Source organism: Janthinobacterium sp. 78 (assembly GCF_003096775.1).
Lineage (GTDB): Bacteria > Pseudomonadota > Gammaproteobacteria > Burkholderiales > Burkholderiaceae_D > Janthinobacterium > Janthinobacterium tructae.
Genome location: NZ_QENT01000001.1, coordinates 4,702,210 through 4,721,140, shown reverse-complemented (window position 1 = coordinate 4,721,140; position 18,931 = coordinate 4,702,210). Strand labels below are relative to the sequence as shown.

General features: G+C 62.2%; 19 protein-coding genes. 17 read left to right on the top strand and 2 right to left on the bottom strand.

What is annotated here, in order from left to right:
• The first annotated feature begins 61 nt into the window (after positions 1-61).
• The 16 genes from C8C92_RS20855 to C8C92_RS20780 all read left to right on the top strand — a co-directional run bounded on the left by C8C92_RS20855 (position 62) and on the right by C8C92_RS20780 (position 16,117).
• Entirely contained in the window at positions 62-961 is a 900-nt protein-coding gene (locus C8C92_RS20855) for a helix-turn-helix domain-containing protein (protein ID WP_347708477.1), read from the top strand.
• Between the two features lie 39 nt (positions 962-1,000).
• Positions 1,001-2,269 (top strand): flavodoxin-dependent (E)-4-hydroxy-3-methylbut-2-enyl-diphosphate synthase, encoded by a 1,269-nt coding sequence (gene ispG, locus C8C92_RS20850; protein ID WP_116745127.1) that lies wholly within the window; start codon positions 1,001-1,003, stop codon positions 2,267-2,269.
• A 33-nt stretch (positions 2,270-2,302) separates the two neighbouring features.
• The gene (hisS, locus tag C8C92_RS20845) at positions 2,303-3,664 is read left to right on the top strand and encodes a histidine--tRNA ligase (RefSeq protein ID WP_100873867.1); all 1,362 of its coding nucleotides are present in this window, start codon (positions 2,303-2,305) and stop codon (positions 3,662-3,664) included.
• A 54-nt stretch (positions 3,665-3,718) separates the two neighbouring features.
• On the top strand, positions 3,719-4,387 hold the full coding sequence (locus C8C92_RS20840) for a tetratricopeptide repeat protein (protein WP_071076280.1): 669 nt from the start codon (positions 3,719-3,721) through the stop codon (positions 4,385-4,387).
• Between the two features lie 84 nt (positions 4,388-4,471).
• A complete protein-coding gene (gene bamB / locus C8C92_RS20835; protein WP_116745126.1) occupies positions 4,472-5,617 on the top strand; it encodes an outer membrane protein assembly factor BamB in 1,146 nt (381 codons plus the stop codon).
• Between the two features lie 4 nt (positions 5,618-5,621).
• A complete protein-coding gene (gene der, locus C8C92_RS20830; RefSeq protein WP_010399874.1) occupies positions 5,622-6,968 on the top strand; it encodes a ribosome biogenesis GTPase Der in 1,347 nt (448 codons plus the stop codon).
• 240 nt (positions 6,969-7,208) lie between these two features.
• Positions 7,209-7,445: an RNA chaperone Hfq gene (gene hfq, locus C8C92_RS20825; RefSeq protein WP_008450615.1), complete on the top strand. Its 237-nt coding sequence runs from the start codon at positions 7,209-7,211 to the stop codon at positions 7,443-7,445.
• A 114-nt stretch (positions 7,446-7,559) separates the two neighbouring features.
• Entirely contained in the window at positions 7,560-8,783 is a 1,224-nt protein-coding gene (gene hflX / locus C8C92_RS20820) for a GTPase HflX (protein ID WP_099764492.1), read from the top strand.
• Positions 8,784-8,785: 2 nt separating this feature from the next.
• Entirely contained in the window at positions 8,786-10,066 is a 1,281-nt protein-coding gene (hflK, locus tag C8C92_RS20815) for an FtsH protease activity modulator HflK (RefSeq protein WP_116745125.1), read from the top strand.
• Positions 10,066-10,953 (top strand): protease modulator HflC, encoded by an 888-nt coding sequence (hflC, locus tag C8C92_RS20810; protein WP_058051202.1) that lies wholly within the window; start codon positions 10,066-10,068, stop codon positions 10,951-10,953. The genes hflK and hflC overlap by 1 nt, the downstream gene beginning before the upstream one ends.
• Before the next feature lie 272 nt (positions 10,954-11,225).
• A complete protein-coding gene (locus C8C92_RS20805; RefSeq protein WP_071076284.1) occupies positions 11,226-12,386 on the top strand; it encodes an ATP phosphoribosyltransferase regulatory subunit in 1,161 nt (386 codons plus the stop codon).
• Between the two features lie 3 nt (positions 12,387-12,389).
• Positions 12,390-13,703 (top strand): adenylosuccinate synthase, encoded by a 1,314-nt coding sequence (locus tag C8C92_RS20800; protein WP_071076285.1) that lies wholly within the window; start codon positions 12,390-12,392, stop codon positions 13,701-13,703.
• A 66-nt stretch (positions 13,704-13,769) separates the two neighbouring features.
• The gene (locus C8C92_RS20795; RefSeq protein ID WP_034752020.1) at positions 13,770-14,315 is read left to right on the top strand and encodes a phosphoribosyltransferase family protein; all 546 of its coding nucleotides are present in this window, start codon (positions 13,770-13,772) and stop codon (positions 14,313-14,315) included.
• Between the two features lie 67 nt (positions 14,316-14,382).
• Positions 14,383-14,892 carry a GNAT family N-acetyltransferase gene (locus tag C8C92_RS20790; protein ID WP_099762969.1) on the top strand — a complete coding sequence of 170 codons (510 nt, stop codon included), beginning with the start codon at positions 14,383-14,385 and terminating at the stop codon, positions 14,890-14,892.
• A 5-nt stretch (positions 14,893-14,897) separates the two neighbouring features.
• Complete coding sequence (locus tag C8C92_RS20785; RefSeq protein WP_165829512.1) at positions 14,898-15,815, top strand: PD40 domain-containing protein; 918 nt, start codon at positions 14,898-14,900, stop codon at positions 15,813-15,815.
• Positions 15,812-16,117: an NIPSNAP family protein gene (locus C8C92_RS20780; RefSeq protein WP_034789018.1), complete on the top strand. Its 306-nt coding sequence runs from the start codon at positions 15,812-15,814 to the stop codon at positions 16,115-16,117. The genes C8C92_RS20785 and C8C92_RS20780 overlap by 4 nt, the downstream gene beginning before the upstream one ends.
• A gap of 30 nt (positions 16,118-16,147) precedes the next feature.
• Here C8C92_RS20780 and C8C92_RS20775 read toward each other — a convergent pair whose 3' ends face one another.
• Positions 16,148-16,855 (bottom strand): hypothetical protein, encoded by a 708-nt coding sequence (locus tag C8C92_RS20775; RefSeq protein WP_116745123.1) that lies wholly within the window; start codon positions 16,853-16,855, stop codon positions 16,148-16,150.
• A 30-nt stretch (positions 16,856-16,885) separates the two neighbouring features.
• Positions 16,886-17,947 (bottom strand): AI-2E family transporter, encoded by a 1,062-nt coding sequence (locus tag C8C92_RS20770; RefSeq protein WP_099762973.1) that lies wholly within the window; start codon positions 17,945-17,947, stop codon positions 16,886-16,888.
• 217 nt (positions 17,948-18,164) lie between these two features.
• Here C8C92_RS20770 and C8C92_RS20765 point away from each other — a divergent pair, with 217 nt between their 5' ends.
• Positions 18,165-18,791 carry a flavin reductase family protein gene (locus tag C8C92_RS20765; RefSeq protein ID WP_099762974.1) on the top strand — a complete coding sequence of 209 codons (627 nt, stop codon included), beginning with the start codon at positions 18,165-18,167 and terminating at the stop codon, positions 18,789-18,791.
• Positions 18,792-18,931 lie beyond the last annotated feature (140 nt).

Genomic DNA, 18,931 nt, shown 5'->3' with positions numbered 1-18,931 from the left:
GATACCAATGAATTCAGAGTGGGCAGAAACGCCTCAGCAGCAGCCCCAGGGCAATCTTGCGTTGGCAGGCGCACAGTTGAAGGCGCAGCGCGAAGCGCTGGGCTGGCCGGTGGAACAGGTGGCCGACCAGCTCAAACTGGCGCCACGCCAGGTGATCGCGCTGGAAGCGGGCGACATGGCGGCCTTGCCGAACCTGGCCGTGGTGCGCGGTTTCGTGCGCGCCTATGCCAAGGTGGTCAAGCTCGACGCGGCGCCGCTGGTGGCCATGATCGAAGTCCATCCGGCGCCGGCGCAAGACCCGGCTGTCGCGCCCGTGCGGCGTGAAATTTCCGCCACGTTTTCCGAATCGCGCTTCCCGTCGATGACGCAGCGCTCGTCGAACCAGACTCCGCTCTGGATCGCCGGCGCCGTGGCCGTCGTCGTGGCCGCCGCCTTTGGCGCTTACAAGCTCGGCTATGTACCCGCCAGCCTGGTGTCCTCGCACGCCGAGAAAGAAAGCGCGCATGCGGACGTGGGCCCCGTGGAAACGACCCTGATCAAGCCGGGCCAGGACTTGACGCCCGTGCAGACGCCATCCGTGCCCCTGATTTCCGTCCCGCCGCCGCCAGGCAACGATACGCAGACGGGCGCACCTGCCTCTGCCGTCGCTTCGGCGCCGGTCGCCGCGCCAGCAGTTGAGCCAGCGACGACGGCTGCCGTCGCGCCGGCCGCCGCTGCCGTGGGCGCGAATACGCTGGTGTTGAAGGTGGAGCAGGATTCCTGGGTGGAAATCCGCCGCCCAGGCAGCACGCCGCTGATTTCGCGCATGGTCAAGGCAGGCAGCACGGAAACGTTCGATATCGCGGGACCGGCCACCCTGGTGGTGGGCAAGCCGGGTGCCGTGCAGGCAACCTTGCGCGGTGCCAAACTGGATCTGCCGACCGTTGCCGGTGGCACGATTTCCCGTGTCAGCATCAAATAATTGCAGTAACCGTTCAAGCAAACTCAGAAGATAATATTTATGGCTACCTCGAAAACAGCGATCGGCTCCGGTCCTTCCGGCCGCCGCGACAGCCGCAAGGTGCTGATCGCGCACGGCCAGCGCCAGATCTGGGTGGGCGGCGACGCCCCCGTGGTGGTGCAGTCGATGACGAACACGGATACGGCCGACGCCATCGGCACGGCGATCCAGATCAAGGAACTGGCGCGTGCCGGTTCGGAACTGGTGCGCCTGACGGTGGACCGGCCGGAAGCGGCCGCCGCCGTGCCATACATCCGCGAGCAGCTCGACAAGATGGACATCGACGTGCCGCTGGTGGGCGATTTTCACTATAACGGCCACACCCTGCTCAACGACTACCCCGATTGCGCGCGCGCGCTGTCGAAGTACCGCATCAATCCGGGCAACGTGGGCAAGGGCGCCAAGCGTGACACGCAATTTGCACAAATGATCGAAGCGGCTTGCAAGTACGACAAGCCGGTGCGCATCGGCGTGAACTGGGGCAGCCTGGATCAAGCCTTGCTGGCGCGCATCATGGATGAAAACGCGGGCCGCGCCGACCCATGGCCGGCGCAAGCCGTCATGTATGAAGCGCTGGTGACGTCGGCGATTGAAAACGCCGTGCGCGCCGAAGAGCTGGGCCTGGGCCGCGACAAGATCATCTTGTCGTGCAAGGTTTCTGGCGTGCAAGACCTGATCGCCGTGTACCGCGAGCTGGCGCAGCGTTGCGACTATCCGCTGCATCTGGGCCTGACAGAAGCGGGCATGGGCAGCAAGGGTATCGTGGCGTCCACCGCGGCGCTGTCCGTGCTGCTGCAAGAGGGCATCGGCGACACCATCCGCATCTCGCTCACGCCTGAACCGGGCGGCGACCGCACGCGCGAAGTGATTGTCGGCCAGGAAATTTTGCAAACCATGGGCTTGCGCAAGTTCGCGCCGATGGTGATCGCCTGTCCGGGCTGTGGCCGCACCACGTCGACCACTTTCCAGGAACTGGCCGACAACATTCAGACGTATCTGCGCGAGCAGATGCCGGAATGGAAGATAGCGTATCCGGGCGTGGAAGCGATGAACGTGGCCGTCATGGGCTGCATCGTCAACGGCCCCGGCGAATCGAAGCATGCGAACATCGGCATCAGCCTGCCCGGCACGGGCGAGTCGCCGGCCGCGCCCGTGTTTGTCGATGGCGAAAAAGTCGTCACCCTGCGCGGCGAACGCATCGTCGAGGAATTCCAGGACATCGTCTTGAAGTATGTACAGAGTCACTATGGAAACACGGTTGCCGTCTGAACCTGATCCGATAATAAAGCAAAGAAGAACACTATGTCCGAAAATAAAAAGCTCGATAAAATCACCGCCGTCAAAGGCATGAATGACGTGCTGCCCGCCGACGCCCCGCTGTGGGAATTGTTTGAAAATACGGCGCAATCCGTGCTGCAAAGCTACGGCTTCCAGCAGATCCGCACGCCGATCGTGGAAGAAACGAAATTGTTCGCGCGCGCCATCGGCGCCGTGACCGATATCGTGGAAAAGGAAATGTACTCGTTCACCGATTCGATGAACGGCGACAATCTGACCCTGCGTCCTGAAGGCACGGCCGGCGTGGTGCGCGCCGTGGTCGAACACAACCTCGTCTACGAAGGTCCGAAACGCCTGTGGTACAAAGGCCAGATGTTCCGCCATGAGCGCCCGCAAAAGGGCCGCTATCGCCAGTTCCACCAGTTCGGCGCGGAAGCCATCGGCTTTACGGGTCCGGACATCGACGCCGAGCTGATCATGATGACCCGCCGCCTGTGGGATGACCTGGGCCTGGAAGGCATCCGCCTGGAACTGAACTCGATCGGCGACGCGGACGAGCGCCTGCGCCACCGCGCCGACCTGATCGCCTACCTGGAAAGCCACAGCGAGCTGCTCGACGAAGAAGCCAAGCGCCGCCTGCACAGCAATCCGCTGCGCATCCTCGACACCAAGAACCCTGCCATGCAGGACCTGGTCAATGGCGCGCCGAAGCTGCTCGAGTACCTGGGCGAAGAATCGCTGGCCCACTTCCATGGCGTGCAGAAGATCTTGAACCACAACAATATCCCGTTCACCATCAATCCACGTCTGGTGCGCGGCCTCGATTACTACAACCGCACGGTGTTCGAGTGGGTCAGCGACAAGCTGGGCGCGCAAGGCACGGTGTGCGCCGGTGGCCGCTATGACGGCATGGTGGAAATGTTCGGTGGCAAATCGACGCCAGCCGTCGGTTTCGGCATGGGCGTCGAGCGCCTGGTGCTGCTGATGAAGGATGCGGCTGAGCCGGAAGCGCCGGCCCAGTGCGACGTGTATCTGGTGCACCAGGGCGAGCAGGCCGGCTTGCAAGCTTTCGTGCTGGCCGAGCGGATTCGCGATGCGGGCCTCGACGTTGTGCTACATTGCGCAGCGAGCAACGGCGGCGGCAGCTTCAAGACGCAAATGAAAAAGGCCGATGCCAGCGGCGCGGCGTTTGCCGTGATCATGGGCGACGATGAAATCGCCAACAATGTCGCCACGGTGAAAGCAATGCGCGAAGCCGATGCCGGCGCGCAGCAAAACACGGTACCGTTCGACGATGTCGTCGATTACGTGGTGGACCAGATCATCGGCGACCACGATTGCGGCCACGACCACGGTCCTGGCGGCCACGTGCATCACCACCATTGATTTGAAGTAAGACCGTACTACCCTCGATCAACTACTCATTAAAACTGACGACCCATGGCATACGATCACGAAGAACAAGAACAACTGGCAACCCTGAAGGCCTGGTGGCAGCGCAATGGCAATCTGACCTCCTGGGTCCTGATCGTGGCGCTGGCAGGCTATAGCGGCTGGGCTGGCTGGCAGTACTACCAGCGCACGCAGGCTGCGCAAGCGGGCCAGCTGTACGACGAACTGCAAAACGCCATCGCCGCCAAGGACACGGCCAAGGTAATGCGCGCGGCCGGCGACATGCAGTCGCGTTTCGGCGGCACGGCATATGCGCAGATGAGCGCCCTGGCCGCGGCCAAGGTGGCGTTCGATGCGAATGACCTGAAAACGGCCAAGACCCAGCTGCAATGGGTAGCCGAGCATGGCACGGAAGAGTACAAGGTCATCGCCAAGCTGCGCCTGGCCGGTGTCTTGCTGGACGAAAAAGCCTACGATGAAGCGTTGAAAGTGCTGGCGACGGCTTCCGTGGCGCAATTTGCCGGCGCCGTGGCCGACCGCAAGGGCGACATCCTGGTGGCGCAAAACAAGTTGGCCGATGCCCGCACGGCCTACCTGGCCGCGATAGCCGCGACGGACAAGAACAATCCAGGCCGTCAACTGATCCAGGTCAAACTGGAAGCGATCGGCGGTACGGTACCGGAAGACAAGGCCAAGGCTGACAAGGCCGCCGCCTGACAGGAACACTGATGGTTTTGCTGCGCGGCGTACCCGCCGCCTGCCTTGCCCTTACAAGTACAAGAAAAAGGTTGGATAACACTTATGCGTGTCACTGAAAAGCTGGTAGCTGCAAGTCTGTTGGCCCTGATGGCCGGTTGCTCGTCCTGGAATCCGTTCGCCTCGAAAGACCCGAAAGTCGAACCGGCCAAGCTGGTCGAGTTAAAATCGAGCATTGCCGTGCGCGACGCCTGGAAGTATTCGATCGGCAAGGCCGGCGTGTACGCGTTTACGCCTGCGCTGGCCGGCAACAGCCTGTACGTGGTCAATGCCGATGGCGCGCTGGCGCGCCTGGATGCGGCCAGCGGCCGTGAAACCTGGCGCGTCAAGGCCGGCAGCGACATCACGTCGAGCGCCGGCAGCGATGGCAGCGTGGTGGCCGTGGGCGCCGCCAAGGGCGCCGTGCTGGCGTTTGACGCCGATGGCAAGCAGTTGTGGAAGGCACAGGCGTCCAGCGAAGTCTTGACGGCACCCGTCGTGGGGCAGGGCGTGGTCGTGGTGCGCAGCGTGGATAACCGCATCGTCGGCTTCGATGCCAGGACGGGCGAGCGCAAGTGGACGGTGCAGCGCGCCACGCCGGCACTGACTCTGCGCAATGCGCCGGGCATGGTGCTGGGCGGTGCGAATGTGTACGTGGCCCAGCCGGGCGGCAAGCTGCTGGCACTGACGGCGGCCACCGGTGTGGTACGCTGGGAGATCGTCGTCAGCGAACCGCGCGGCGCTACTGAACTGGAGCGTGTCTCCGACATCGCCGGCACGCCGGTGGTGTTCGAAGGTGAAGTGTGCGCCGTCACGTACCAGGGCAAGGCAGGCTGTTTCGATGCCGCCACGGGCGTGCCGCGCTGGACCAAGCCGTTCTCGTCCGATGTGGGCGTGGCCGTCGACCAGCGTTTCGTGTTTGCCGCCGACGGCCAGGGTGCCGTAGTGGCGTTCAGCCGCGAAGGTGGCCAGAGCGCCTGGAAGAATGAGGCGCTGGCGCGCCGCCGCCTGTCGACGCCGGCCTCTTTCGGCCGCAGCGTCGCCGTCGGTGACTATCAAGGTTATATCCACTTCCTGTCACGGGAAGATGGCGCATTAATAGGTCGTGTCAGTACCGATGGAAGCCCGATTGTTTCGGCTCCCGTTGTTGCCGGTTCGAATTTGATTTTTCAAACCCAATCAGGGACAGTGACCGCTCTCGCGGTCGAGTAATACAATGAAGCCGGTAATTGCACTAGTAGGTCGACCCAATGTTGGGAAATCGACTTTATTCAATCGTCTGACCCGCTCGCGCGATGCGCTGGTGGCGGATTTGCCTGGGTTGACGCGCGATCGTCACTATGGCGAAGGCCGTGTCGGCGAACGTCCCTTCCTGGTCATCGATACGGGTGGTTTCGAACCCGTCGCCAAGGAAGGCATCATGCACCAGATGGCACTGCAGACCAAGCAGGCCGTGGCCGAGGCCGACGTGGTGGTGTTCATCGTGGACGGCCGTCAAGGCCTGACCCCGCATGACAAGACCATCGTTGACTTCCTGCGCAAGAGCGGTCGCCCGGTCTTGCTGGTGGTGAACAAAAGCGAAGGCATGCGCTATACGGCCGTCGTGTCCGAATTCTATGAATTGGGCATGGGCGATCCGTATGCGATCTCGTCGGCGCACGGCGACGGCGTCAACGACCTCGTCGAAGTGATGCTGGACCTGGCGTTCGCGCAGCGTCCGGATGAGCCTGAAGAGCTGGAAAAGACCGACCGCGGCATTAAGATCGCCCTCGTCGGCCGTCCAAACGTGGGCAAGTCGACCTTGATTAACACGCTGCTGGGCGAAGAGCGCGTGATCGCCTTCGACATGCCGGGCACGACGCGCGACTCGATCGAGATTCCGTTCGAGCGCGATGGCCAGCAATACACGCTGATCGACACGGCCGGTATCCGCCGCCGTGGCAAGGTATTTGAAGCGATCGAGAAATTCTCGGTGGTGAAAACCCTGCAATCGATTTCCGAAGCCAACGTGGTCGTGCTGATGCTCGACGCGCAGCAGGATATTTCCGAGCAAGACGCGCATATCGCCGGCTTCATCCTGGAATCGGGCCGCGCGCTGGTGGTGGCCGTGAACAAATGGGATGGCTTGCAATCGCACGAACGCGACGAAATCAAGATCGATATCGACCGCAAGCTCGATTTCCTGTCGTTCGCGCAGATGCATTTCATTTCGGCGCTGAAGGGCACCAACATCGCTCCATTGATGAAGTCGCTCAACGCCGCGTATGCAGCCGCCATGTGCGACCTGTCGACGCCGAAGCTGACACGCGCCCTGATCGAGGCCGTGGAGAAGCAGGAGCCGCGCCGCAAGGGCTCGATCCGTCCGAAGCTGCGCTACGCCCACCAGGGCGGCATGAACCCGCCGGTGATCGTGATTCACGGCAATGCGCTCGACGCCGTCGGCGATCCGTACAAACGCTATCTGGAAAAACATTTCCGCGATACGTTTGCGCTGGTCGGCACGCCGCTGCGCATCGAACTGCGCACGGGTAAAAACCCGTTTGCACGCACGCCGAGCAAGTAATGCGTTCATCGCTGGATTAAGTGCATATTAAGGCGCCGCAGAGATAATGCGGCGCCGACAACCATTCATGGCTGTTTGCACGGAAATAATAAAGTGTTAATGCGCCATGCGCGACAGCGATCGCGAAAACAGGTTACAGTAGCTATGACGCATCTTTCTTTCTTTGAAAGGTGTGAGAGCACTTGAAATCAAGCGAGTCGCCTCCAATTCTTACACAACAACATAAACAACGGAGCTGTTATGAGCAACAAAGGGCAACTGTTACAAGACCCATTCCTCAATGCATTACGCAAAGAGCATGTTCCTGTCTCGATCTACCTGGTCAATGGCATTAAATTGCAGGGCCATATCGAATCATTCGATCAATATGTCGTATTGCTGCGCAATACGGTGACACAGATGGTGTACAAGCATGCCATCTCGACAGTGGTGCCGGCCCGTGCCGTCAATCTCAATATTGAATCTGAAGCGGAGTAAAGCGTTGAGCTTGAAGGCCCAGCGCCTTTCACCCTCCATCGCCTCCGTCCGCGCCAGCGGCGCTGATGCGTTTGCATCGGCGTCGGCGTCCGCCGCAACTTGTCTGATGCCATCATGCGCGCCGTACTAGTCGGGGTTGACTTCGGTCACAGCGACTTCGCCGCCAGCATGGAAGAACTCATGCTGTTGTCGCGTTCGGCTGGCGCGGACCCGATTTCCACCATCACGGCCAAGCGTTCGAGCCCCGATTCCGCATATTTCGTCGGCAGCGGCAAGGCCGATGAAATTGGCGACATCGTCGTCAACGATGGCCTGGAAATCGTCATCTTCAATCACGCTCTTTCGCCCGCACAGCAGCGCAATCTGGAAAAGCGCCTGAATGTGCGTGTGCTCGACCGTACCAGCCTGATCCTCGACATCTTTGCGCAGCGCGCCAAGAGCCACGAGGGCAAGCTGCAAGTCGAGCTGGCCCAGCTGCAGCATCTGGCCACGCGCCTGATCCGCGGCTGGACCCACCTTGAGCGGCAAAAGGGCGGTATCGGTTTGCGCGGTCCCGGCGAGACGCAGCTCGAGACCGACCGCCGGCTGATCGGCGACCGTGTCAAGGCCTTGCGCGCGCGCCTGGAAAAGCTGCACAAGCAGCGCGAAACGCAGCGCCGCGCGCGCGGCCGCAATCACACATTCTCGGTGTCCCTGGTCGGCTATACCAATGCCGGCAAGTCGACCCTGTTCAATGCCGTGACCAAGGCCGGCGTGTATGTCGCCGACCAGTTGTTCGCCACGCTCGATACCACCTCGCGCCGGGTTTACCTGGGCCAGGAAGTGGGCAATGTGGTGATCTCGGACACGGTCGGCTTCGTGCGCGAATTGCCGCATCAGCTGGTGGCCGCATTCCGCGCCACGCTCGAAGAAACCATTCATGCCGATTTGCTGCTGCATGTCGTCGACGCTGCGTCGCCGGTACGCATGGAGCAGATCGAGCAGGTCAACCTGGTCTTGAAAGAGATCGGCGCCGATCACATTCCGCAAATCCTCGTGTGGAACAAGATCGACGCAGCCGGGCTGGAACCTTCGGTGGAGCGCGACGAATATGCTACGATCAGTCGCGTGTTCGTGAGTGCGCAGAAGGGCAGCGGGCTCGACCTGCTGCGCGATGCAATTGTCGAGATGGCCAGGAAGGCGCCTCGTTCGGCGCACCTGTATCAGAACGACGCAGCACCGCAGGAAGATCAGTTGGACGGTCAGTACGACCAGCACGATGGCGCCGCCCCGGACCAGGACGAAGAGCCTGGCGAGGACGATACGATTTCCACCCACTCCCAAGTCGGAACACGATAGTTATGCTTGTCTCCCTACTCAAAAAAACAGGCTTGAAGTTGTCCCTGAACGATCCCCGCTGGGGCAATCGCAAGGACGACGGCAAGAAAGCCCAAGAAGGCAAAAAGCCCGGCGAAGGTCCGCCGGACCTCGATCAGTTGTGGCGCGATTTCAATCAGCGCCTGAACGCCTTTTTCGGACAGAAGAACCGTCCCGACAACGGCGGCAATAACAACGGCGGCGGCGGCCCGCGTCCCGACATGAAGGGCGCCGGCATCACCGCCGGCGTGGTCGGCGTGATCGCCGTCTTCATCTGGCTCGCCAGCGGCGCCTTCATCGTGCAAGAGGGCCAGAGCGGCGTGGTGCTGACGTTTGGCCAATACACGCGCACGGCGCCGGCCGGTCTCAACTGGCGCTGGCCGTATCCGTTCCAGACCGATGAAACCGTCAACGTGTCGCAGGTGCGCACGGTGGAAGTCGGGTATCGCACGTCGCTGCGCAACAAGCAGGCCAGCGAGTCGCTGATGCTGACGGACGATGAAAACATCATCGATATCCAGTTCGCGGTGCAGTACACCTTGAAAGATCCCGTGGAATGGCTGTTCAGCCTGCGCGACCAGGAAGACACCTTGCGCCAGGTCGCCGAGACGGCGATCCGCGAAGTGGTCGGTCGCAGCAAGATGGACTTCGTGCTGTATGAAGGCCGCGAAAAAGTGGCCTTCGACACGCAGAAATTGATGCAGCAGATTCTTGAAGATTACAAGGCTGGCGTGTTGATCAACAACGTGACGATGCAGGCCGTGCAGCCGCCGGAGCAGGTGCAAGCCGCCTTCGACGATGCCGTCAAGGCAGGCCAGGACCGTGAGCGCCAGAAGAATGAAGGCCAGGCTTACGCCAATGACGTCATTCCAAAAGCACGCGGCGCAGCATTCCGCCTGGTGCAGGAAGCCGAGGCCTACCGGGCCATGGTGACCGAGAACTCCGAAGGTAATGCGTCGCGCTTCAAGCAGGTGCTGGTCGAGTACCAGAAGGCGCCGGCCGTCACGCGCGACCGCATGTACCTGGAAACGATGCAGCAAGTGTTCAGCAGTGCCAGCAAGGTCATGGTTGATGCCAAGACGGGTAGCAATCTGCTGTATCTGCCGCTCGACAAGCTGATCGCCCAGACGGCTGCCACCGATGCCGCCGCCCGTGCTGCCGCGACACCCGCAGCCAACACCGTTTTGCCACAGGAAGCCATGCCGACAGTAGAAGTCAATCAGCGCCGTGACAGCCGCTCTTCGCGTGAACGGGAGAGCCGCTAATGAACCGTATCGTTGCCGCCCTGATCGCGGGCTTTATCGCGATCATGCTCTTGTCCTCGACCGTGTTTGTCGTCGATCAGCGTAAATACGCCATCGTCTTCGCCCTCGGTGAAGTCAAGGACGAGATCAGCAAGCCTGGCCTGTATTTCAAGCTGCCGCCGCCGTTCCAGAACGTCATCTACCTGGACAAGCGCATCCTGACGCTCGACACGCCGGAGCCGGAACGCTTCATCACGGCCGAGAAGAAGAACATTCTCGTCGACGCGTATGTGAAGTGGCGCATCGTCAATCCGAAGACCTATTTCCGCAGCTTCGGCGGCGATGAAAGCCGCGCCCGCAACCGCATGTCGCAAATCGTCAAGGCCGCCCTGAACGATGAAATCACCAAGCGCACGGTGCGCGAAGTGATCTCGGGCGAGCGTGGCAAGGTGATGCAGGCGATCAAGGCCAAGGTGGCGGCCGAGGCCGAGGCCATCGGCGTGGGCATCGTCGACGTGCGCCTGAAACGCGTCGATTACGTCGAGCAGATCAATAACTCCGTGTACGAACGCATGAAGTCCGAGCGCGTGCGCGTGGCCAACGAGCTGCGTTCGACCGGTTCGGCCGACTCCGAGAAGATCCGCGCCGACGCCGACAAGCAGCGCACGGTGATCCTGGCCGAAGCCTACCGCGAAGCCGAGAAGATCCGCGGCGAGGGTGATGCCAAGGCGTCGCAGGTGTATGCGGAAGCGTTTGGCCGGAATCCGGAGTTCTACAAGTTTTATCGTAGCCTGGAAGCCTACCGTGCCACGTTCAAGGACAAGGGCGATGTGATGGTGGTCGATCCGAGTTCGGAATTCTTCAAGTACTTCAAGGGTAACGGCACGGCCGCTCCATCCAGGAAGTAAGGCAGCATCGAGACTGCACCTGGCCGCAAGGACGGGTGGCAGCAGCAGCGGGGCCGGCGTCAATGCCGGCCCCGTTTTTTTTGGTGCGCCCAGGCTGTTGCGGGAAGGCGTAAAATGCGGTGTTTTTAGGGCTGTGTGGCAGCTATTCGGAGAACTTGTCCCTAAAGGCCCGTGTTTTCGCGTAAAATATCAGGTTCGGCCTCTTGCCTGGCGCGCTCGCCGCTGCCTCGCATGATGCATTTTTTCAACTTTCTTCCGTATCTCGCTCCCTCATGCCGAATTGGCTTTTGCCCGAAAATATTGCCGATGTTCTGCCGTCGGAAGCGCGCAAGATCGAAGAGCTGCGCCGCCTCATGCTGGATAATTTCCGTTTGTACGGATATGAACTGGTGATGCCGCCGCTGCTCGAGTATCTGGAATCGCTGATGACCGGCGCTGGCAAGGATACCGACCTGCGCACCTTTAAACTGGTCGACCAGCTGTCGGGCCGCATGCTCGGCCTGCGTGCCGACATGACGACGCAAGTGGCGCGCATCGACGCGCACCTGCTGAACCGTGCCACCGTGACCCGCCTGTGCTACGCCGGCAGCGTGCTGCATACCCGTCCGTCGGGTCTGCATGCCACCCGCGAACCGCTGCAGATCGGCGCCGAAATCTATGGCCACGCCGGCCTGGAAGCCGATGCCGAGATCCAGGAACTGGCGCTCGCTTCGCTGGCACTGGCCGGTTTCGACTCCGTCCGCCTGGATTTGTCGCACGTCGGCCTGTTGCGCGCTATCATTGCGCAAGACGCCGCTGCCGTGCGCGACGAGGCTGCGCTGTACACCTTGCTGCGCGCGAAAGATGCGCCGGGCCTGCGTGCGCTGACTGCCGCCTACGATCCCGTCACGCGCGATGCTTTGCTGGCCTTGCCGAACCTGTACGGTGACATCGACGTGCTGGCGCGTGCGCGCGAAGTGCTGCCGCCGCTGCCGGGCGTGCTCAAAGCGCTGGCCGAGCTGGCCGCGCTGGCCGGTTCCGCTTTAGGCCGCGCCGAAGTGGCGATCGACCTGGCCGACCTGCGCGGCTACCAATATGAAAGCGGCGCGATGTTTGCGCTGTATGTACCTGGCTTGCCGAACGCGGTTGCGCGCGGCGGCCGTTATGACCACGTCGGCGAAGCGTTCGGCCGGGCTCGTCCCGCGACCGGCTTCTCGCTCGATTTGCGCGAACTGGCGCGCCTGTTGCCGACCGCGGAACGGAAGCATTCGATCCGCGCGCCGTGGGGCAGCGCGCCAGAATTGAAGGAAAAAATCGCCGAGTTGCGCAAGGCGGGCGAGGTCGTGATCCAGAGTATGCCGGGTCACAGTAATGAACAAGACGAGTTCGAGTGCGATCGCGTGCTGGTACTTGCCGATAATGGTAGTAGCTGGATTCTTAAAAACTTAGGTTGAGTGATGTCAAAGAAAATTATGGCAAAGAACGTCGTTGTCATCGGCACCCAATGGGGCGATGAGGGTAAAGGCAAGATCGTCGATTGGTTGACCGATCACGCCCAAGGTGTGGTGCGCTTCCAGGGCGGCCACAATGCAGGCCACACGCTGGTCATCGGCGGTGTGAAAACTGCGCTGCAACTGATCCCGTCGGGCATCATGCGTCCAGGCGTCGCCTGCTACATCGGTAACGGCGTGGTCGTTTCCGTGCCGGACGTGCTGCGCGAAATCGACAAGCTCGAAGCTGTCGGCGTCGAAGTCGCCTCGCGCCTGAAAGTGTCGGATGCGGCGCCCGTGATCCTGCCGTACCACACCGCGATCGACCTGGCGCGCGAAGTCAAGCGTGGCGATGCGAAGATCGGTACCACCGGCAAGGGCATCGGTCCGGCCTATGAAGACAAAGTGGCGCGCCGCGCGATCCGTATCGCCGACCTGCTCAACGAGAAGCGCTTCGCTGAAAAGCTGGCCGAAAACCTCGATTACCACAACTTCGTGCTGGAAAACTACCTGAAGGCGCCGAAAGTCGACTATCAGAAGACCCTCGACGACGCGCTGGCCTATGTGCCGCGCCTGCGTCCGATGGTCACCGACGTGTCGAGCGCGCTGTACAAGGCGCACAAGGCCGGCGCGAACCTGCTGTTCGAAGGCGCGCAGGGTTCCCTGCTTGACGTCGACCACGGCACCTATCCGTTCGTCACCTCGTCGAACTGCGTGGCCGGCAATGCCGCCGCCGGTTCGGGCGTAGGCCCAGGCATGCTGCACTACATCATGGGCATCACCAAGGCTTACACGACGCGCGTCGGTTCCGGTCCGTTCCCTTCGGAACTGCCAACGGATGCAGGCGTCGGCCACCACCTGGCGCAAGTCGGCCATGAATTCGGCACCGTGACGGGCCGTGCCCGCCGCTGCGGCTGGTTCGATGCCGCCTTGCTGCGCCGCTCCGTGCAGATCAACGGCGTGACGGGCATGTGCCTGACCAAGCTGGATGTACTGGATGGTATCGAAACGCTGAAACTGTGCACCGGCTACACCATCGATGGCGTGTCGGTCGACATCTTCCCATCGGGCGCTGAAGAAGCCGCACGTTGCGTACCGGTGTACGAAGAGATGCCAGGCTGGACGGAAAGCACCGTCGGCGCGAAATCGCTGGCGGCCTTGCCGGCAACGGCGCGCGCTTACATCAAGCGCATCGAAGAACTGGTCGGCGTACCGGTGGACATGGTTTCGACCGGTCCTGATCGTGAAGAAACGATCGTGCTGCGCCACCCATTCGAGTAAGCTGCTGGACACAATCCGCCGCAAGGCGGATTTTTTTAATCACGCTAATAATAAGATTCCACTATCATGACTACCCCACAATCGAACGATCAACATCTCTGGGTCAACTGGGAAGAGTACCACCGCCTGATCGAGCGCCTGGCGCTCAAGGTCTACGAATCGGGCTGGAAATTTGACCAGGTACTGTGCCTGGCGCGCGGCGGCGTGCGTCCCGGCGACGTGTTCTCGCGCATTTTTGATTTGCCGCTGGCCATCCTGTCGACCAGTTCCTACCGTGAAGACGCGGGCACCGTGCGCGGCGACCTCGATATCGCCAAGTACATGACCATGACCAAGGGCCCGCTGGCCGGCCGCATCCTGCTGGTCGACGACCTGGCCGATTCCGGCGTCACGCTGGACAAGGTCACGCGCCACCTGAAGGAAAACTTCCCTGACGTGACCGAAGTCAAATCGGCCGTGATCTGGCTGAAAGGCTGCTCCGTCGTGCGTCCCGACTACTTCCTCGACGAACTGCCGCACAACCCGTGGATTCATCAGCCGTTCGAAGACTACGACGGCCTGCGTCCGCACCAGCTGGCGGCGTGGATCAAGAAGGGCGAAGCAGGCAAGTAATTGCGTGCGCTCTTGCAAAAAAAAGACGATCATGTATCGTCTTTTTTTTCGTCTGAAGGAATCTGGCATGACCATTCTGCACACGGCGCGGCTGCGCCTCGAACCCGTCACCGAGCAGCATTACGACGCCATGCACGCCATGAACTCGGATGCCGAAGTGATGACCTACCTGAATGCGGGCCAGCCGGAGACGGAAGAGCACACGCGCGCCGCCGTTGCCCGCATCATGGGGCGCTGGGCCGAGTGGGGCTATTCGTGGTGGGCCTTGATGCGTACCGAAGATGAGGTGCTGGTGGGGCTGGCCTGCTTGCAGCATATCGGCGGCGACAAGGCCAAGCCGCATGAAATCGGCTGGCGCCTGGCGCGCTCTGGCTGGGGCAAGGGCTATGCCAGCGAAGCGGCGCAAGCCATCGTCGCGCATGCCTTCGACGTCGTCGGCGCGCCCGAAGTGGTGGCCGTGGCGCACCCGGACAATGCCGCCTCGATCAAGGTCATGACGCGCCTGGGCATGCAATACGTGGGCATGGAACGCCATTACGACCTCGACAGCGTGGTGTACCGCTTGCCGCGTCCATGACGGCAATGCAGAAGCCCCTGAAGCTGGGTTGCAGCTACGGCGTACGGTTTTCGCCCGATGGCACGCGCCTGGCCGTGCTGGGGCGCGACCTGGTCCTGTGGGACGTGGCGGCACGAACCAAGCTGTGGCGTGGCAAATTCATCGCGCACATGTCGGGCATGGCCTTCTCGCCCGATGGCAGGCGGCTGGCCATCAAGAGCACCACGGGCCAGATGGCCGTGGTGGATGCGCAGGCGGGCCAGTTGCTGCTGAACTTACAGAACAAGAAGGATGGCGAAGGCTGCGGCCCCGTTTGGTCGCCGTGCGGGCAATATCTGGCCGACGGCGGCTGGGATGGCCGTCTGCGGCTGCGCGCGGCGCAAACTGGCGAGACGCTTTTCACGCAGGAGCATCCGGGCGAGATGCTGCGGGGGCTCTGCGCCATCGATGGCGGGCGGCGTCTGCTGCTCCAGCATGGCGTCAAATCGGTGGACGAGGGGCAGGTGCAGCCGCTTGACTACTGCAGTGTGTGGGATTGGCCCTTGCAAGACGGCGGCGGGCGCGTGGTGCTGTCGCTGCCAGGCATGATGTCGTGCGCGCCGTCGCCGGATGGACAATCTCTGGCCGTGCTGCACCACGCGGGCGGCACGCAGTATCTGTCCGTGTACGCGCTGGACGACGGCAGCTGTCTGGCCAAGGTGCCCGTGGAGGCGGGCGGCGGCACGGGCAACGCCTTGCGCTGGCTGCCCGACGGCAGCGCGCTGGGGCGCATCGGCAAGGGCAAGCTGCTGTTTTATGGCTGGCCCGGCTTAAACGTCGTGGCGCAGGAAGATTTTATCTACCCCTGCGCGCTGGACTTTTTGCCTGGCTCGCCACTGGCCGCCATCGGCTCCTGGGAAGCTGGCACGCTGATGAATCTGAATCTTCACAAGGAAACCGCATGATCACCTGTTACCTGCGTTACATCATCGACCCGTATAAACTGCGGGAATTCGAAGCCTACGGCAAGCTGTGGATACCGCTGGTCGAACGTTTCGGCGGCCAGCACCACGGCTACTTTTTGCCGTCGGAAGGCGCCAGCAACGTCGCCCTGGCCATGTTCTCTTTTCCCAGCCTGGCCCTGTACGAACAGTACCGCAGCGACTCGATGCAGGACGCCGAGTGCCAGGCCGCCTTCCGCTACGCGGAGGAGACGCGCTGCATCGTCAGCTACGAGCGCAGTTTTTTCCGCCCCGTGTTTGGCTGACACGGCGCGCTTTCGCGCGATCGACCGCCATTAAAACCGGATGGGACAAGGCGCCGCAGTCCCTTCGCCAAAACCGGCGTAGCCGGATCGCGCGCTGAGGTTGAGCGTCATGTTGCCTTTGTCCGGCAAATAGATGCAGTATTCACCGGTCGCCGTGATGACGCGGTAGATGCGTTTGGGATCGTTTGGTGCGCTCCACAGTTCGATACGCGCTGCTTCGAACCACTTCGGCTTGACCGCCGCATGCGCTTCCGAGAAGCCTTTCGCCAGGCGCGTGTGCGCCGTCTCGGGCGGCGCCACGAACTCCTGCGGATGCTCTGCGCGCAGCTGGCGGTCGATGGCGCCGGCTGCCTGCAGCGCCTGTTGCGCCAGGGGGAGGGGGGCGGCCTTGGGTGCGGCAGGCACCGGTTCTGCCGGTAGCGCATCGTCTTGCGGCGGGTCCTGCACCGGTGCCGTCGCCTCCTTCGGTGGCGACACGCTTGCCACGCTCGATGGACGGGCTGGCGGACGTGCCGGCGCCGGATCGGGTTCGGCGGGTGGAGTGAACCCTCTTGTCGGCGGCAGTGGTGGCGTCAGCTGCAGCCAGACCCGGCCATCGTGCTCGATTCTGGTGTGTACGGGCTGCGTGGCGGCCCAGAACAGCGCCAGGTGCAGCAGGATAATCGCGGCGATGTACCGGCCATGGGGACGCTGGCCGAGAGAAAAATCATGCTCCTGTCGTGCAAGGTTGATGCGCATCTGTTTCCCGTTTGGTCAGGTCGCCACGCCTCAATCCTCGGCCTGGAATTCGCTGGCCGAGACGAACAGATCCCACGAAGCGATGAACAGGGCCGCCACCACGGGGCCGATGACGAAGCCGTTCAGGCCAAACAGGGCCATGCCGCCCACGGTCGACAGCAGCACCACGTAGTCGGGCATCTTGGTATCCTTGCCGACCAGGATGGGACGCAGCACGTTGTCGACCAGGCCGATGACGAAGACGCCGAAGGCGGCCAGGCCTGCGCCTTGCCAGATGGCGCCCGTGGCCAGGAAGTAGACGGCCACGGGTGCCCAGACCAGGGCGGCGCCGACGGCCGGCAGCAGCGACAGGAAGGCCATCAGCACGGCCCACAGCAGGGGGGCTGGCACGTCGAGGAACCAGAATGCCAGCCCACCGAGGGCGCCCTGGGCGATCGCCACGAGGATGTTGCCCTTCACGGTGGCGCGGATCACCGTCGTGAAATTGGTAAACAGGCGCTGCTTGTACTTGCGGCTCAGCGGCACGGCGCCCTTGATGCGGGCCGACAGGGTGGAGCCATCGCGCATGAGAAAAAACAGCAGGTACAGCATGATGCACAGGCTGGTGAGGAATTCGAAGGTGTACAGGCCCACATTGATGGCTTTCACCGCCACCACCTGGCTCACCTGCGTGGCGCCCTCGGCCAGTTTGTCCTGCAGGCTGGCCAGGCTGCTCAGGTGGAAGCGGTCGAGCAAGTTGATCGACCATTGCGGCAGTACCGCCATGATTTTATTGAAGAACATACCAACCGTGATTTCGCCCGAACGTACCATCTCCACGACGCTGGCCGCCTGGTTCACCAGCGACACGGAAATGAGCGACAGCGGCAGGATCACGATGACGACGATGAGCAGCAAGGTCAGCAGCGACGCCAGGCCGGCGCGGCCCCTGGTTTTCCGCAGCAGCCAGCGGTACACGGGCGCGAACAGGATCGCCAGGACGACGCCCCAGAAGATGGCACCCGCATACGGCGCCAGTATCCAGCCGAAGCCGATGGTGACGATGCTCAAGAGGAGCAAGAATACTTTCTGGTGCAGCGTGAGGGTATGCATGGGCGGTAGCGCAATGATAAGGGTTGAGTTGTCTCATCATAAACGAGGCCGCGTGCCGCGTGCCATACAATTGTCGCGCTGGTCACCTTGGTCGCCTGTGCGCGGGCACGCCTGGCGCCGGCGCGCCGGCAACGCGGTGGCGGCAATTCCAGTAAGCTGTCGTTCCAGGCATTCCATCCCCGGGTGCCTTTGATTTCTTTAGCCTTCAGGAGCGCGCGTGCTTGAGCCCATTCACTTTTATGAACCTGCACAGGGCCACGGCCTGCCGCATGATCCGTTCAACGCCATCGTGGGGCCGCGGCCCATCGGCTGGATCGCCACGCGCAGCAGCGCAGGCGTGCTCAATCTGGCGCCCTACAGCTTTTTCAACGCCTTCAATTACACGCCGCCGCTGATCGGTTTTTCCAGCATCGGCCGCAAGGATACCTTGCGCAATATCGAGCAGACGGGCGAATTCGTGTGGAACCTGGCAACCCGTCCGCTGGCCGAGGCGATGAATGCCAGCTGCGCGCCGGCGCCGCCCGAGGTCGATGAATTCGCGCTGGCCGGCTTGACGCCGGCTGCCTCGCGCATCGTGAATGTGCCGCGCGTGGCCGAAAGCCCCGTGTCCTTCGAATGCCGGCGCACGCAGATCATCGAGCTGCAGGGCGTCAATGGCGCTGGTGTCGGCAGCTGGCTGGTACTGGGGGAAGTGGTGGGCGTACATATCGCGCGCCATCTGCTCGTGGACGGTGTGTACGACACGGCCGCAGCTGCTCCTGTCTTGCGTGGCGGTGGCCCGGCCGATTATTTTGAAATCGGTCCGGACAGCTTGTTTCACATGCGCCGGCCAGTCTGGCCTTAGAGACTATCTCAGTAGATGAATACATCCCCTGCTGGCGCCCCTCAGAAGCGGGGACTGCGTTGATCGTCGTTGCGTGGCTCGCCACGCGTCCTCCTCACGCCTTGTCCGCGCTCCTGATGCGCTGCCAGCAGAAGACGCTC